The organism is Xylanibacter brevis P6B11 (assembly GCF_000621825.1).
Lineage (GTDB): Bacteria > Bacteroidota > Bacteroidia > Bacteroidales > Bacteroidaceae > Prevotella > Prevotella brevis.
Map to the genome: position 1 here is coordinate 69,383 of NZ_JHXG01000007.1, position 17,231 is coordinate 86,613.

The 17,231-nt window shown below is 39.2% G+C and carries 14 protein-coding genes and 1 pseudogene; 11 read left to right on the forward strand and 4 right to left on the reverse strand.

The features are described from left to right. Nucleotides 1-76 precede the first annotated feature (76 nt). From T496_RS0103145 to T496_RS15340, 9 genes are all read left to right on the forward strand, one after another. Nucleotides 77-2,185: a GumC family protein gene (locus T496_RS0103145; RefSeq protein WP_231477990.1), complete on the forward strand. Its 2,109-nt coding sequence runs from the start codon at nt 77-79 to the stop codon at nt 2,183-2,185. Between the two features lie 44 nt (nt 2,186-2,229). After that, a complete protein-coding gene (locus T496_RS0103150) occupies nt 2,230-3,729 on the forward strand; it encodes an O-antigen ligase family protein (protein WP_027449461.1) in 1,500 nt (499 codons plus the stop codon). Further along, nucleotides 3,726-4,601 (forward strand): glycosyltransferase family 2 protein, encoded by an 876-nt coding sequence (locus T496_RS0103155; protein WP_027449462.1) that lies wholly within the window; start codon nt 3,726-3,728, stop codon nt 4,599-4,601. The genes T496_RS0103150 and T496_RS0103155 overlap by 4 nt, the downstream gene beginning before the upstream one ends. Before the next feature lie 56 nt (nt 4,602-4,657). Next, nucleotides 4,658-5,800 carry a glycosyltransferase family 2 protein gene (locus T496_RS13315; RefSeq protein WP_052342048.1) on the forward strand — a complete coding sequence of 381 codons (1,143 nt, stop codon included), beginning with the start codon at nt 4,658-4,660 and terminating at the stop codon, nt 5,798-5,800. Nucleotides 5,801-5,989: 189 nt separating this feature from the next. Next, complete coding sequence (locus T496_RS0103165) at nt 5,990-6,988, forward strand: glycosyltransferase (protein WP_231477997.1); 999 nt, start codon at nt 5,990-5,992, stop codon at nt 6,986-6,988. Between the two features lie 107 nt (nt 6,989-7,095). After that, nucleotides 7,096-7,947: an ABC transporter permease gene (locus T496_RS0103170; protein WP_027449464.1), complete on the forward strand. Its 852-nt coding sequence runs from the start codon at nt 7,096-7,098 to the stop codon at nt 7,945-7,947. Between the two features lie 12 nt (nt 7,948-7,959). Then, nucleotides 7,960-9,225 (forward strand): ABC transporter ATP-binding protein, encoded by a 1,266-nt coding sequence (locus tag T496_RS0103175; protein WP_027449465.1) that lies wholly within the window; start codon nt 7,960-7,962, stop codon nt 9,223-9,225. Then, complete coding sequence (locus T496_RS0103180; RefSeq protein ID WP_044110549.1) at nt 9,222-10,322, forward strand: glycoside hydrolase family 99-like domain-containing protein; 1,101 nt, start codon at nt 9,222-9,224, stop codon at nt 10,320-10,322. Before T496_RS0103175 ends, T496_RS0103180 begins: the two co-directional genes overlap by 4 nt. After that, nucleotides 10,319-10,915, forward strand: a complete 597-nt coding sequence (locus T496_RS15340; protein ID WP_052342049.1) for an acyltransferase — start codon at nt 10,319-10,321, stop codon at nt 10,913-10,915. Before T496_RS0103180 ends, T496_RS15340 begins: the two co-directional genes overlap by 4 nt. Nucleotides 10,916-10,952: 37 nt before the next feature. Here T496_RS15340 and T496_RS13325 read toward each other — a convergent pair whose 3' ends face one another. Continuing rightward, nucleotides 10,953-11,786: a DUF6492 family protein gene (locus tag T496_RS13325; protein ID WP_155808624.1), complete on the reverse strand. Its 834-nt coding sequence runs from the start codon at nt 11,784-11,786 to the stop codon at nt 10,953-10,955. 152 nt (nt 11,787-11,938) lie between these two features. On the opposite strand from T496_RS13325, the gene T496_RS0103195 reads away from it, so the two are divergent. After that, nucleotides 11,939-12,730, forward strand: coding sequence for a glycosyltransferase family 2 protein (locus tag T496_RS0103195; protein ID WP_027449467.1), 792 nt, complete (start codon nt 11,939-11,941; stop codon nt 12,728-12,730). Between the two features lie 5 nt (nt 12,731-12,735). After that, the gene (locus T496_RS14355; protein ID WP_052342051.1) at nt 12,736-13,716 is read left to right on the forward strand and encodes a glycosyltransferase family 2 protein; all 981 of its coding nucleotides are present in this window, start codon (nt 12,736-12,738) and stop codon (nt 13,714-13,716) included. An 88-nt stretch (nt 13,717-13,804) separates the two neighbouring features. Here T496_RS14355 and T496_RS0103205 read toward each other — a convergent pair whose 3' ends face one another. The 3 genes and pseudogenes from T496_RS0103205 to T496_RS13340 form a co-directional block, all read right to left on the reverse strand. Next, entirely contained in the window at nt 13,805-14,728 is a 924-nt protein-coding gene (locus T496_RS0103205) for a hypothetical protein (RefSeq protein WP_044110551.1), read from the reverse strand. Between the two features lie 11 nt (nt 14,729-14,739). Next, nucleotides 14,740-16,177 (reverse strand): annotated as a pseudogene (locus T496_RS13335) (MBOAT family O-acyltransferase). Nucleotides 16,178-16,211: 34 nt separating this feature from the next. Continuing rightward, nucleotides 16,212-17,183 carry a glycosyltransferase family 2 protein gene (locus T496_RS13340; RefSeq protein WP_052342052.1) on the reverse strand — a complete coding sequence of 324 codons (972 nt, stop codon included), beginning with the start codon at nt 17,181-17,183 and terminating at the stop codon, nt 16,212-16,214. Nucleotides 17,184-17,231: the final 48 nt, after the last annotated feature.

Sequence of the window (17,231 nt, forward strand, 5' to 3'; positions counted from 1 at the left end):
TACTCTGCATATGGATATTTTTAGATATATTGTCAGATTTCTATATAAGATTCACCGGTTTCTCATCATATTTCCAATGATAGCATTGGTAATCGCATGGTTCTCTACCCGTAACATGGAGAGAATCTACGATGCCAATACCACTATCTACACTGGTATGATTACCGGTTATAACATCGAAGGTGGATCTGGAATTGCAGGTGGTAATCCTCAAACCAACATGACCAACCTCATGCTGATAATTCAAACTGATAACACCATTCATGAAGTGGCTTTACGCTTGTTTGCTCGCTGCATGATGTACGGAAACTCCAACAAAGACAATAACTATATCTCTGCAGAGCATTATCGTCAGTTGATGGCCACAGTCCCTGCAGATGTTAAGGCCTTGATTAACCATAACAGCGAGAACGACACATACAAGAATCTTAAGGCATACGAAAAGCCTGCACAAGACAACTACCTTTTTGGTCTTTTGAATTATCATCCTTACTTTAGTATCGGTAGCATTACTGGTAGACTAAAAGTTCTCCAACTTAATGGTAGTGATATTATTGACATTGCATATTCAGCCAATGACCCTGGCATCTGCTATAACACACTTGACATACTGAATGAAGTCTTTGCCCGTCAATATCAGCAATTGCGCTATGGTGAGACTCTAAATGTGATAAAATTCTTCGAGCGAGAAGTAGCACGACTGTATCGTGTACTTACTGGAGCCGAGAACGATCTTATCAAATATAACGTCAAGCACCGTATCATCAACTATGGAGAGCAAACCAAGTCATTAACTCAGTTGGAAATGGAGCAGCAAAACAAGAAAAATGAGCTGCGCATGAATATGGCAACAACTGAGGCGCTTATAGCTTATTTCAAGAAGCAATTAGGAGACAGAGCGAAAATCATCGAGTCCAATCAGGAGTTTTCACAGCTAGTACACGACATTACACGCTTAGAATCACGTATTGCCAATCTGAAGCTAATGAGCAGTGAAAGTAGCAATAGCAACGAAGCTCAACTGGAACTAGCAAAGGCTGAACGTCAATTAGAAGAGACTACCAAAAAAGTGAAGGTACTATCACGAACTCTTGAAGCTTCTAATTACAATACAGAAACGGGCGTCAAAGCTACGGAGTTGATTGACCGTTGGCTGGAACAAGTAATCATATTAGAAAGAACCCGTGCAGAATTTGGTGCACAAGACATCATGCAGCAGAGCATCGACGAGCAGTTCATTTACTACTCGCCTATTGGTGCCACCCTCGACCGTAAAGACCGTCACATCGGCTTTATCGAGAGCAACTACATGTCAATGCTAAATTCTTTGAATGCTGCTCGACTGCGTCAGCGTAACCTCCAGATGTCAACAGCAACCTTGCGTGTGCTCAATCCACCAGTATTCCCATTGAATGCACAGCCCACCAACCGCATGATGGTGCTTCTTGGAGCATTCATGCTAACCTTTGTCTTGACAGCTCTCTACTTCTTCATCATCGAGATGCTCGACCGCACCTTGCGTGACCGCATGCGTTCTGAGCGTATCACAGAGATTCCTGTCATGGGTTGTTTCCCCAAGGAGAGCACCCTACGCTATCGTCGATTCAACAAGACGATCAGCGATATGGCAGTACGTCAATTGAGCAAAGCCTTACTTCCCTACTTCCGCGATGGACAGCAGAATGTACTCAATCTTCTTTCAACCGATGCCTCGAATGGTAAGAGTTACATTGCTCAAGAGTTGGAGAACTATTGGCTAAGCATTGGTTTGCAAGTCCGTCGTTTAACCTACGATGAAGACTTCCTGGCTGACGATAGCCGCTACATCATGGCCAAGGATGTTAAGGATCTTTGTCCCGACATCATGCCTAACGAGATAGCCATCATAGAGTATCCTAATCTGAATGACAATATCATCTCTACATCGTTGCTCAACATGGGCACAATCAACCTAATGGTTACTCGTGCCAACCGTACTTGGAAAGATATCGACCAAAAAGCGCTTAATGAGTTGGTAGCACGATTAGAGAACAAGAACTCGCTTTACATGTACCTCACCGAAGCTAACCGCTATTCGGTGGAGGAATTTGTAGGTCAGTTGCCGCCCTATACACGTTTCAACAACTTCGTATATCGCATGTCGCAGCTCGGTCTTACTGCAACAGAGAATAATCAGGCAAGATAAGATAGTCTTCTATGACGAATTCGTTTAGAACGATATCAAGCAACATGGGTGGAGGAAGAGTCGCTGTGCTCTTTCTCCTCTTCTTACTGGCCATGTACGAGCTCGTCACTGCGGGTCTCAATGCATTTGCAGTTGTCTGCATGATACCAGTGTTCGTTCTAATAGTTATACTGTCATTTCGCCATGGAATGTTTCTATTCTGGACATTGATACTCATCAATTATCTTATTCAGATAAAAGGTATTAATTTACCCATCCCAATGTCTCTCCCCAACGAGATACTAGAAATCCTTCTACTCGTTTTAGCCCTCATCAATATCCAGAAACATCGCTTTGAACGCATAGGAAATATCATGTTTCTGACATTGTTTGTATGGGGAGGTTTTTGTACACTTCAAGTACTTAATGACACATGCAACATTGGTTTAGATATTGGTGCTTGGTACACAGGTGCACGTTTGATGGCATTTCAAATCATTTATGCATTCATTGTCTTTTCTATATACATTTATGATAGTAAGATTCTCATCAAATACCTTTATCTATGGGGAGCATTATCCCTCTTTGCTGTATTCTGGGTATGGAAGCAACAAAACATAGGTCTAACAGATGCAGAAAACCAATGGCTTCAAACACGCGGTCGTTCTACACACATTCTTCAGGGAGGCAGTCTCATACGCTATTTTTCAATCTATAGTGATGCTGCTAATTACGGCATCGGTATTGCATCAACAGGTGTCGCATTCTTGATTTTTGGAATTACCAGTAAAGTCAAAAAATATAAATATTTTTTTCTTATCACAGGTATCGCATGCATTTGGGGGATGTTCCCTTCAGGTACACGTACTGCAACAGCTTGCTTAGCAGCAGGGTTTATGGCTTATATTTTCCTTTCTAAATCTGTAAGAATTGCTATTCCTTTCTCAATTCTATTTGGTTTTGCCTTTTTTATCCTAGCTTTCACAGATATAGGTAATAGCAATCAACAAATACGTCGTATGCGCTCAACGTTTGATAAGAACGATGCATCTGCAGGCGTACGAGAATACAATCAGCAAGTTATGAAACGCTATCTTAAAGATGCGCCGTGGGGAATCGGCATTGCTCAAGGCTATGGTTCCGTTCCAGCCAACAACAAATATAATCTAATGTCTACAATTCCTGCAGACTCAGAATACGTTTATATTTGGATAAGAACCGGCGTCATTGGTATCACCCTGTTCCTTATTTGTACTGTCATCATGCTAATTGGAGCATGTTGGACAGTTCTCTTCCGCATCAATAGTACATCCTTGCGAGGTATCGGAGCTGGCTTATGTTGCGCTTTTGTTTCTATTCAATTAGGAGGATACGGAAATCAAGTGTTGATGCAATTCCCGAACTGCCTGGTGTTTTACGGAGGTTTAAGTATTGTCTATGTTCTACCATTCCTAGAAAAAGAATGGGTGGAGCATGAGGCAGAACTCGTCGCAATACAAGAGGAGAAGAAGCGTCTCAAGTTGGAAGCTAAAAAGAATAAACGCGTAAAATCGAGTTTCTTTTGAAGAAGAGAATATCTATTATTACAGTCAATTACAACGGCCTGAAAGATACTTGTGCCCTAATTGATTCAATCCCCTTCAACGAGCATATGGAGGTGATTGTAGTAGATAATGCATCACAAAAAGACGAAGGTGCTATCATCAAGGAGCGTTATCCTCACGTCAAGGTCATCCAAAGCTTAAAGAATTTAGGCTTTGCCGGTGGGAATAATTTAGGAATAAAAGCCTCAACAGGCGACTATCTATTCTTTATCAACAACGATACAGAACTTCATCCCGAAGATTGGAATCCAGAAGCCCTTATCAAGCGCATAGAGTCATCCGAACGGATTGGAGTTGTATGCCCTAAGATTCGTTTTGCATGGGATAGCCATCCCATACAGTTTGCTGGCTACACGCCACTTTCATCTATCACCCTTCGCAACCACTCTATTGGTTTTGGTGAGGAAGATCGTGGACAACACGACCTCGCCCACCCCACCCCATATGCTCATGGTGCAGCCATGATGGTGAAGCGCGACGTTATTGAAAAGGCAGGCATGATGCCTGAATGCTTCTTTCTATATTATGAAGAACTCGATTGGTCTTTAATGATTTCACGCGCCGGCTATGAGATATGGTATGAGCCGGCATGCACCATTTATCATAAAGAGAGTCAGGCCACTGGTCAAAACAGTCCTCTTAAGACCTTCTACTTAATGCGCAATCGCTTGCTTCTGGCAAAACGAAATATACCCATTATGACACGTCTTCTCACCTATTCCTATTTAATAGGCATAGTTGGAACGAAAGACATTATCACGAATATCATCAAAGGATGTCCTCTACAAGCAAAAGCTACATTGAGAGGCATTATTGACTTCTTAAAACTATAACGACTATGGATTTCTGGTGGATATTACATATAATTGATTGGGCACTCTTCATCCCTATGGCTATTACAGCAACATATTTGTTGTTTTTTGCTGTTGCTGCCCTGTTTAAGCATAAGTCTCCGGCTCCCAAAGCCAAGCAAGAGAGTCGCTTTATCGTCATTATTCCCTCATATAAGGACGATACATTAATCTTTGATACCGTCAACGCCATTTTAGGACAGACCTATCCGCAGCGTATGTTCGACGTTGTTGTTGTCTCAGACCATCAAAGCGAGATGACCAACATGCGTCTGGCTCAACTTCCTATCACACTCTTGACGCCCAACTTTGCAGAGAGTTCCAAAGCAAAATCCATTCAATATGCCATTATCAATTTGTCCCAGTTCAAAATCTATGACGCTGTGATAGTGCTCGATGCTGGCAATATTGTAATGCCTGAATTTCTTGAGATGATGAACAATGCCTACGAGTCGGCAGGAACAAAAGTCGTTCAAGCCCGTCGTGTGGCTCGTAATCTTAACACCCCGATTGCACGTCTGGATGCTATCTTCACTGAGATAAACAATTCCGTTTTCCGTCGTGGCCATATTTCCGTAGGCCTCTCGGCATCCTTAGACGGCTCTGGCTACATGTTCAACTTCACCTGGTTCAAGCAACACATCATGAAGGTCCACTCGTGGATAGGTGAAAGCAAAGAACTGGAAGCCATGCTGATGCACGAAGGTGTCTTTATTGACTATGCCGACGATATATTTGTATTCGACTATAAAGCAAGCGAATTGAAGATTTTCAACAGAGAGCGTGGCCAATGGATCTATCACCAGCTCCATTGTCAAATTGCCAACATCAAATACCTGCCATCCGCCATTATGAATCGCCGGTACGACTGGATTGATAAGCTTCTACAATGGACCATGATGCCACGCACCGTCATGATGGCCTTTATCACTATTATGAGTTGTATGCTGCCATTCATCTATTTCACTCTGTCAATCAAATGGTGGTTCTTTGCAGCATTGGCGCTTCTTGCTTGTTCCATTGCCACCCCCAACTATCTGGTTACCAAAGACTGGGATAAAGATTTTCTCAATGCTCCGCTGGTTACGATTGGTTCACTGCATCAATTCATACGCGCTTTCCGTAAAGACATGAAGATTAGTGTCAATAACATTAGTCAAAAACTGAATCATATCATTTAGGCAATGAGTATATACGCCATCATACATTCGATTGATATTCTGCTATGGCTCATCATGGCAGCCAACGTAATGTATGTCCTATTCTTTACTCTTACATCCCTTCTTCCAAAGAAGCCACATCTTCCATTAGACATTAGACATCAGCCATCTTTCCTTGTTCTCATACCAGCTTATCATGAAGATGCCGTCATTGGTCATACTGTAGAAACGATTATTCATCAAGACTACCCCAAAGAGCTATTTCATGTGGCTGTTGTTTCAGATCACATGTCAGCAGACACCAACCAGCAGTTGGCTACTCTTCCCATCACACTACTTCAACCTTTATTTCAGAAAAGTAGCAAGGCTAAAGCATTGCAATTTGCAATGAACAAGCTAGAAAAGGCCTATGACTACGTGGTTGTACTTGATGCAGACAATATCGTAGCTCTAGATTTCATCTCACGCCTAAACGCTATTGCTCAGCCATCGATGGTCATCCAATGTCATCGCACAGCTAAAAATACAGATAGTGATGTGGCAGTGCTTGATGGCATCAGCGAAGAAATCAACAACACCATTTTCCGCAAAGGTCACAACCGCATCGGACTTTCCTCTGCACTCATTGGGTCTGGCATGTGCTTTGACTATCATTGGTTTAAAACCAACGTCAACGAACTAAGAACGTCTGTAGAAGACCGCGAACTGGAAGCCCTTTTAATGAAACAAGGCATATATATCCATTATGCCGAAGACATCTGCGTCCTAGATGAAAAGGTAAGCAATAGCGACAACTTCCAGCGTCAACGTCAGCGCTGGATGAGCGGTCAGGTGCAATCATTCTTCCAGATGGTCCCATATCTTCCTAAAGCCATTATCGATGGCAACATCAACTACATTGACAAAACAATTCAGCAGGTACTTATTCCACGTTCTATTCTCCTTGTTATCATCCCTATTCTATGCGTCATAGCACCCCTTACATCATACATCTTACATCATACATCATACATCTACTCTCTCAAGTGGTGGATTCTTCTGTTCTGTCTCTGCATAGCACTCTTCATGGCTATACCCAAACAAATGCGCAAACAATCATTGTTCCGCAAACTGCAATCCTTTCCAGCATTAGTATGGAAAATGGTGTTGAATATCAATAAGATAGACCGCAAGAATACTGATTTCATTCATACAAAACATGGAGTATAAGCAATCATTATGTTAATCTTTATTATAAAATGATTACAACAGTATGATAATTAAAGGTATAATAACTATCTTTGTCATAAACAAGAATTAGATAACACAACAAACATATGTCAAACGATTGGGATATCATCATTACAAATAAGAGTCGTCTGTTCAGCCTTGATCTGAGCGAGCTTTGGCGTTACCGAGATCTCTTGACAATGTATGTCAAGCGAGATATCGTCACATTCTACAAGCAAACCATCCTTGGGCCATTATGGTTTGTCATCCAGCCCCTCTTCACCACCATCATGTTTATGTTTGTTTTTGGTGGCATTGCAGGCATTTCCACCGATGGCATTCCCCAAGCCGTCTTCTATCTGGCAGGTCTTGTTTGTTGGAACTATTTCCAGGACTGTCTCAGTAAATGTTCTGATACATTCAACGCCAACCAAGCCATATTTGGCAAAGTCTATTTCCCAAGACTGGTGGTACCCCTCTCTATTGTCATTTCCAATCTCATTAAAATGGGAATCCAGTTTGCACTATTCTTGGTTGTTTACATCTATTACTTTGCATCAGGTATCGACTTCCAAGTCAATGCTGCACTACTACTTGTCCCCGTTCTGATTATTATGTTAGGAGCTTTGGGGTTAGGTTTTGGTATGATCATATCATCCATGACGACCAAGTATCGTGACTTACGCTTTCTCATTACTTTTGGTGTCCAGTTATGGATGTACGCGACTCCTGTCATCTATCCGCTTTCAGTGATGAAAGAGACATATCCTAAATATGTATGGGTATTAGTAGCCAATCCATTAACAGCCATCCTTGAGACCTTCAAATATGCCTTTACAGGTGTTGGAGAGTTCAACTGGCTATATCTGAGCTATAGCTTTATATTTACTGCTGTCATTCTCTTACTCGGTATTGTTATTTTCAACCGCGTACAGCGCAACTTTATGGATGTCATCTAATACAATTAGCTTATGAGCAATACAGTCATCGAATTCAATCATGTAGGCAAACAATACATACTTGGCTCTATTGGTACAGGAACTTTGAGCCAGGACCTTAACAGATGGTGGGCCAACATCCGCGGAAAGGAAGATCCCTATCTGAAGATTGGAGAGACCAACGATCGTACCCAAAAGGGGGACAGTCGCTTCGTATGGGCACTACGCGACATCAACTTCAAGGTTGAACAGGGCGATGTCGTCGGCATCGTTGGTAAAAATGGAGCCGGAAAATCAACTCTACTCAAGATTCTCTCTCGTGTCACCTCTCCCACCACAGGCGATATCAAAATCAAAGGCCGCATTGCTTCGCTTCTGGAAGTAGGAACAGGATTCCACCCAGAGATGACTGGTCGGGAGAATATCTTCATGAATGGCTCTATCATGGGCATGACCAAGGCAGAGATCAAAAGCAAGTTCGACGAGATTGTCGACTTTGCTGGTGTCGCTAAATACATAGATACGCCTGTTAAACGCTATTCATCAGGTATGATGGTACGTCTAGGTTTTGCCATTGCAGCCCATTTGGAACCAGAGATTCTTGTAGTGGATGAGGTTCTTGCAGTAGGCGATGCCGAGTTCCAAAAGAAGGCCATCGGCAAGATGCAGGATGTCAGCAAAGGCGAAGGACGCACCGTTCTATTCGTTAGTCACAACATGGCTGCAGTAAAAAGTCTTTGTAAAAAAGGTATCGTTCTAGAGAACGGCCAATTAGCATTTCAAGGAAACATTGAAGATAGTTTGCGCTACTACCTGAATAGTGGTCCACAAAATGAAGGAAAGAAAATTATAAATGCTATCAAGCAACACAAGCCCACTCTTCATTTTGAAAAAATAATGATAAATGGAACAGAAAAAAATCAAAGTATCATACCAAGTGCCCAACACACACTATCACTCTGTATAGAAGGTTACTCTGATGAAGAACTTAAGACAGACGTTATGTTTATCATAAAGAGCAAATCAGAGACACCATTGGCATCATTAGCAGAAGGTTACTATCGGGGAAGGTTGGATACCATACCAAAAGGGCATTTCTGTATTAACAAGACACTTCAATTACCAAAATTTCTTAGTAATGGACGTATAATCTGCGACCTGAATATGCATCATCCTAGAGTAGAATGGCATCTAAAAGCCCCAAACTGTTGCTATCTTGATTGCGAAGGATATCAAGAAGAATTTGGTTATACAATTAACCAAGAAGATTTTGGATTAATGGGATTTGAATTATTATGAGAACGAAATTAATTGCATGGTATTTACCACAATATCATAGCATCCCGGAGAATGATGAATTTTGGGGTGAAGGATTTACAGACTGGGTAACAGTGAAAAAGGCTCAACCCTTATTTCGTGGTCACCTACAACCACGAATACCTTTAAATAACAACTACTACGATTTGTCGATAAAAGAAAGTGTCGCTTGGCAAGCAGAATTAGCTAAAGATAATGGTATTTATGGTTTTGGAATCTACCATTATTGGTTCAATAATGAAAAAAATCTTCTTACAAAGCCTTTAGACATAATCTATAATAACGCAGAAATCGACATTCATTATTTCATAGCATGGGACAATGCAAGTTGGAAAAGAAGTTGGAGTGCAATTGATGGAAATGCATGGGCTCCTATTGCCGATAATAAGCAAAAAACAAGTAACGAAAATGGGATATTGATTCCATATATCCTAGGCAATGAATCTGATTGGAAGAACCATTACGATCATCTACTTCCATATTTTAAAGACGAAAGATACATCAAGGTTAATAACAAACCTATGTTTACCATCCTCCAATATGACGAGAGCATTGAAAAAATGTGCCGTTACTGGAATACTTTAGCAATAGAAGACGGTTTTAATGGAATATTTTTCGTCTTCAAAAACAAAAGATGGTATGATTGGGAAGAGAAATCTTTTCGATTTAATTATGAGCCACACTATGACGGATGGCTTAATCCCTCTATTTGGGAACGTAGAATTGAAAAGATAAAAAGATATTTACATTTACCTATAAAGAACAATTATTATAGCTATGATAGAATCTGGAGAAGGATTATTATAAATGCAAAGGAAGCTACGAAACATGAATTTCTTGGAGCCTTTGTCGGGTACGATGATTCTCCCCGTCGCTCTATAAAGGGTAAAATCGTTAAAGGAGCTTCACCACAGAAATTCAAGAAATACTTATCTCAGCTACTTGAAATATCAGAGAACCAAGGAAAAGAATTCATTTTCCTCACAGCATGGAATGAATGGGGAGAAGGCGCATTTTTAGAGCCAGATGTAAAAGAACAGTATAATTATCTGAATGTTATTAAAGAACTCACAAGATGAATTATTTAAATAGAATTATAAAGAAAATAAAAAAAATAACAGCTGAAGATTCTGTTAATATCATTACCCTATTTAAATCATGCGATTCTACAGTTCGATTTGAAAGCATTGGCCAGATTGAAGGCTTTAAATACATATCAATTGGTTCAAACACATCATTTCAACGCGATATCTATTTAACAGCATGGGATAAATATGGCAATCAAGAATTCACACCAGAAATCATTATAGGTTCAGATTGCGCTATTGGAGCTTGGAATCATATAACATGTACCAACAAGATTGTTATTGGCAGTGGACTTCTAACAGGAAAATGGGTAACAATATCGGATAACTCCCATGGAACAACTGATTATGAAAACCTACAAATTCCACCTGCAAAAAGGAATATCTATAGTAAAGGTCCCATTATCATAGGTAATAATGTCTGGATTGGAGATAAAGCAACAATTCTCGCTGGGGTTACAATTGGAGACGGAGCTGTAATTGCTGCAAATAGTGTTGTTACAAAAGACATACCACCATTTTCCGTAGTTGTAGGTTCTCCTGCAAGAATCATCCAACGAATTGATTTAAACAATAAGGAGTATTAAGGTAATGTGATTCCACTTGAAACTAAATAATAATACACTATCTCAAATAAAACCTTCTTATAATCAATTCCTTTCTCCTTTGCCATCGTGCATACAAATAAGCCAGTTTCCCCCAGGGAAATGGTGGCCGATCATATATTTCAAAGGATGCAGTAGCCTGATCAAAGCTAAGTTGTCTTAATATCCTATCTGATACAAAACGTCCTTGTATAAGTCCACCACTTCGAAAGGAAGGAAGCGTTCTTTCTATATAATGATGTGGATGATATGTCAAACAATAATTACCATAAGTTTCAAACTCAGAGAATCCCAATTGGCTGACAGACTCAGGTTCCAAAGCATAAACGATCTTTTCATACCAAGTATTACCCTTTAAGTTCTGATTAGATTGAATCACGTTAATAAGTTCCAACATTATTGACTTATTGAACATCATGTTTTCTGCAATATATGAACGGCTATTTGTCTTTGTTATACCCAATAATCTCTCTATTGCAACAAAGTAAGGTGCATGATGTTCTGATTTCATTGTGAAATATGGCTTTCCACTTTCGTCAAAAAAAATTATCTCCCGAAGAGGAATCGTATCAGAATCCCATGACAGATAGTAATCAGAATCACAGTGATTAGAAAGAGCGAATGCCATCTTAAGAAATTGCTGGTAATACCAACCTGCCCCCATCTTTACACGATTCAACTTTTGAAACAACCCCTTAATCTTTTCTATATCTAATCCGTCTATGACATTATTTTCATCAACAATAACACACCTCTTATCAATTAATACTTCTTTAGGAAGGAAACGTTTAAATCTAATATCTGTAATGATATAGATTTTCTGAGGGTGCAGATACTTATGTACATACCTCATCGTTGTATTCAAGAACGAATAGTCTCTAAAGATAACAGGTATAATAATATTATATATCATAACGTTCATTTTTCTGCAAAAATACAAAATAAACATGAGAACACCTGTCAAATATCAGAAAAAAAAACTATCTTTGCAGAAAGTAAGAGTCTATGAGATACTCCATCATCACCATTAACTATAACAATAAAGAGGGCTTGCGCCACACTATCGAGAGTGTCATCAGCCAAACTTCCCAGGACTACGAGTATATCATCATTGATGGTGGTTCTACGGATGGCAGCGTGGATGTCATCAAAGAATTTGCTGACCACGTCAACTACTGGGTATCCGAAAAAGACAAAGGTGTTTATAACGCCATGAACAAAGGTATTGCACAGGCCAAGGGCGAATACCTAGTGTTCATGAACTCTGGCGATCGTTTCCACTCGCCAGATGTATTGGATCTCATGGCAGATCATCATGAATATATTATTTGCGGAAAGGTATTAAAAGGCGACTCAACCATTCCCAGCGGACATCACAAACCCACTATTTCGTTGGTGGATTTAATGAGAGGTAGCCTCCCCCATCAGGCTATGTTCATCAAAAGGGAAATAATGGCGAGACATCCGTATGATGAGAACTATAAAATTCTCTCTGACTGGAAATTCTGCATTCATGCTCTAGTTTACGATAATTGTACTTTCCGCAATAGCGATGTCATCGTGGCTGATTATGATACTAGTGGTATCAGCACCAATTCCAATGGCCTGCTGGCCAAGGAGCGGAAGTTCATCCTGCAAGAAATGTTTCCACCACGCGTTATTAAAGACTATCAACGCCTGGCGCCCGTAGATGATGAGTTGCTCGACCTGTCCGTCCTACTCACCCAGACCGTTGGTGCACGCAGACTGGCGAAAAGGTTCATTAAACTCCTGCTACGCCTCACCCACAAAAAATAAGAAACATGGATGTAAGTGTTATCATACCAGTATATAATACAGAAAAGTATCTAACTTCCTGTGTCGATAGTATTCTTCAGCAGAATGATGTCTCCTTAGAGATTATCCTTGTTGATGACGGATCTACTGACGCATCACCCTCTATTTGCGATGATTATGCGCAGAAGTATGATAACATCCATACTCTTCATATCCAGAACTCTGGCCCTTCCACTGCTAAAAATGAAGGACTCAAACATGCTCAAGGCAACTACATCGCATTGACAGATAGTGATGACCGAATGGAGCCATTGATGCTTCATAAGATGGTGAGCGCTGGTTACGAGCATGATGCAGATATTGTTTGTTGTAACTATAAGCAAATAGATGAACAAGGGATTGTTTCTCATTTAAATAGTACCTACAAGCAATATGTCCTCAACCATGAAGAAGGGTTCATCCATTTCTTCTCCAAGGATATGATATATTCACAGTGCTGGACAAAGCTTTACAAACGGAAGATGCTTGATGAACACCATATTGAAAATGACCCTGGACTGCGAACGGACGAAGACTTCATCTTTAATATCAGGGCTTTTACCCATGCTAAAACAACGGTCATCGTCGATGAACCGCTATACGAATACACCCATCGCGAAGGTTCACTCGCTCATGCTTATTTCAAGAAAAACATTAGCCAATACATTGATAACCGAATTAAACGTGTACAAGTAACTCAAGAAGCTGTCAAAAACGAATCGAACTCAATTAAAGACTGGAGCACCGTACATATCATTATGTACTATAATGAGTTATTAGGTAAGGTAGCTCTGTTTCCAGAATACTATTCAGACCCACGTATCAAGAATATACTTCGATTCATCCGGAAAAACAAGACTATACTCTATCAGCATTATGCCCTATGCGGATTTAGTGAAATCGGAAAGCTTCTTATTTCATATCTACCCTGTAGTATCTACATGAAATATAGGAAGTCCAAAGTTTGATATTCTCATTCACATATTGGATAATGCCCCTGACATAGTTCAACTTATGCTACCGATAATTCACCCCTCATCCCACAAAGAGAGACAATTAATGAACTATCTTTGAGATAAGTAAAGAAAATTTTTTAGCCCCTGAATCGCTAAGATGACTGGAATCATAAAAATCGTCATCTACAAAAATTTCATTATTGGTATAATCGTAGTATTCTACGTTTGGATATTCATTTTTCAGCTTATTCACAAATTTTATAATTTCATTTTTCACGGAATCATTCATACCATTTTGAAACGTCTTATACATAGGTGTAGCTAGCAATACCAACCTAGCACCTTGATTCTTAGCCATTTGTGCTATTATCTTATAATTAAAATACAATTGATTGTACATCATTTCATTTACTTCCTTTGAGACATCAATTGGAATAGGCAATCTTTCATTTTTCCATCCTTGTCTTCGCTTTTCAATCCCACACTTTACATATCCCAAGGAATCACATTCCCTTGCTTCATCTGTAGTCATAAAGAATCTACTCATGTAATTAAGTCTTGAATTTATTACTTCTGACCAATACCAACATCCATCCTCATGTATTCCCATATATTTATAATACATGCACTTATATGTACTTGAATATTTATCCTCTTTATTTCTATTATCTGATACATTCACTTCTCTTCCGAAATGGAAATCAAAATAGTCTAAAGGCATAATTACAACCTTTAAATTATGCATTTGAGGGAAATAACGTTTAGCCAATTCTCTATCATATTTCTTGTCTCTACCTTGAATAGCAAGATTAAATGTGCTATCGCCAATCCATTGGGGGTTCAAGCCTTGATCCACATGAGAATTACCCAATAAAAAAACTCTGATCTCATCTAAATGATTTTCGACATATTCCCGCTTATATGAGTATATATTGGTCTGAGTCAACAATAGACACTCTATACAAACAATAACAATTAACAATATAATAGAAAAAAGAAAAACGTTCTTAACAAACTGATTCATATCATTGATAATCAAAACTGGAAATAAATAAAAGATTGTTTCTGTCCTATAGAGCCCAATATAGTAATAATCATTATAATATAAAGACTCCATCGCGCTGCCTTATATTTAAACAAGCTACTATTTGTAAACTGCAATACATGCTGCTTGTCTCTTTGTAACCATTCAATAATAAGTAAACCTAATCCGTATAGAATATAGCGTCTTTCAAAAATGATATGACTATCATCATAAAACGACAAGAACATTTTCAATATGAAAGACCACGCTTGAGAAATATTCTCAGACCTAAACACAATCCATCCAAGAATCACGAAGACGAAAGTTATTAGCATTTGTATAGAACTCTTTAACGATGGCAATTTGCATTTATTATCTACATAGTTCAGTTTTGTATTAACGCCCAGGATGATAGAAAGAGCGATTAGGGATGCATGATATAATCCCCACAAAATGAATGTCCAATTAGCGCCATGCCACAAACCGCTTACAAAAAAGACTATAAACGTATTACGAAACACCTTCCATCGTTTACAACGACTCCCGCCTAATGGTATATATATAATCTCTAAACCATGTCATCAACGACATATGCCATCTCCTCCAAAAATCAGGAAACGACAAGGAAAAATAAGGATAGTTGAAGTTTTGAATCAAATTAAAGCCAAATAATCTAGCACAACCAATTGCGATATCACTATATCCAGAAAAATCACAATAGATCTGAAAAGTGAATAATAGACCTAAAGCAAACAATGTAACACCATTTAAATGTTCATATTGATTCCAATACAAATTAACAATAAACGCACAATTATCTGCTATCACTATTTTTTTAAAGAAGCCCCATAACATCTGCCGCATTCCATCCAAAGCCTTTGCATAGTCAAACTGCCGCTTCTTCTGAAACTGGGGCAATAGGTTCGTCGCTCTTTCAATTGGGCCTGCGACCAATTGTGGAAAGAAACTAATATAGGCGAAAAACTCTACGATGTTATGAGAGGCAGGCAACTTCTTCTGATAGACATCAATCGTGTAACTAAGAGCCTGAAACGTATAAAAACTAATGCCAACGGGAAGAATGACATTCATCGTCACCCAATCCAAATGATATCCCATCATATCGAACAGGACATCAATATTCTCAATGAAAAAATTGAAATATTTGAACCCGCCAAGAATGCCGAGATTCAATACGATATTAGCAGCACTCACAGTTTTCTGCTTTCGACGTTGTCCTTCATAATACTCAAGTAAAATTCCACTCCCATAGCTACACAGAGAGGTGAGCGCAATAAGCAGGAGGAAACGCATGTCCCACCAACCATAGAATAAATAACTTGCAATGACCACTAATAGATTTTGCAACTGCCGATTACGTGACATGAACCAATACAGCAGAAATACGAGTGGCAGAAACAACAGGAATTCTATCGAATTAAACAACATATATTCAATTCAAGTTATATAACACATGTCGTTATTACTGAAATGAATTCAGATATCTAACAAACAACTTGACAAAGATATTTGATCCCAATATCTTAGCTACAGACAGCCATATTTTCTCGGTATCTTGAGAAGATAGTATTTCTTTCCATGTAGGATAATACTCTTCTATTAAATTCAACTGAGCATGGATGTATGAAGATGGTAAGGCTTGCTTCGCAATGATTAGACGTCGATATAAACGTGTAAATGCTAGGACTTTTTCTGTCACCATTTGAGGAAAGTGTTTAAAACAATCATAGATGGCGATATGCGCATAAAACAAATCGAGATGTTTATCAAAACTATCATTATATGTATATGAGTCTTTTCTATTGCGCTGATAATAATATAGCCCTCTCTCAGATATGTAAATGGCCTTTGCTCTAAGAGAGAATATGGGCACAAGACAAGTGTCTTCAGAGATATGACCAACATTAAAATGGACATCAGCCCAAAGGCTACGTTTATATATTTTATTCCAAATCACATACTCTAAAGGGGTTCCTGACCACCAGTTCTTAAAAATCTGTTCAGCACCTGTCAGCAAAGCCACAGATGGTTTATGATAATCATGGGCTTCGGCATCACTTATATAATTACAATAAGGATACTGAAGAATATCTACATCTGGATGCTCCAAAATATACTCCATATTGGGGGCATAGGTATCAGGTGCGAGAAAATCATCTGGATCGACAAAGGTCAGATAATCTCCTTTAACAACCTCCAACCCTGCATTACGAGCAGTACTTACGCCTCCATTCTTTTTATGAATAACCGTAATACGGCTGTCTGTTGTTGCCCACTTATCACACAATGTAGAAGAGCCATCCGTAGAACCATCATCAATCAGAATCAGCTCTATGTCTAGATATGACTGTGAGAGAACGCTCTGAACACATCTATCCAGATAATCTTCTACATTGTAGACAGGTGTTATGATACTCAGCAAAGGATTATTCATCTTTGTATTTAAAATTTCTGTGCAAAAATACGACAAATAATTGAAATA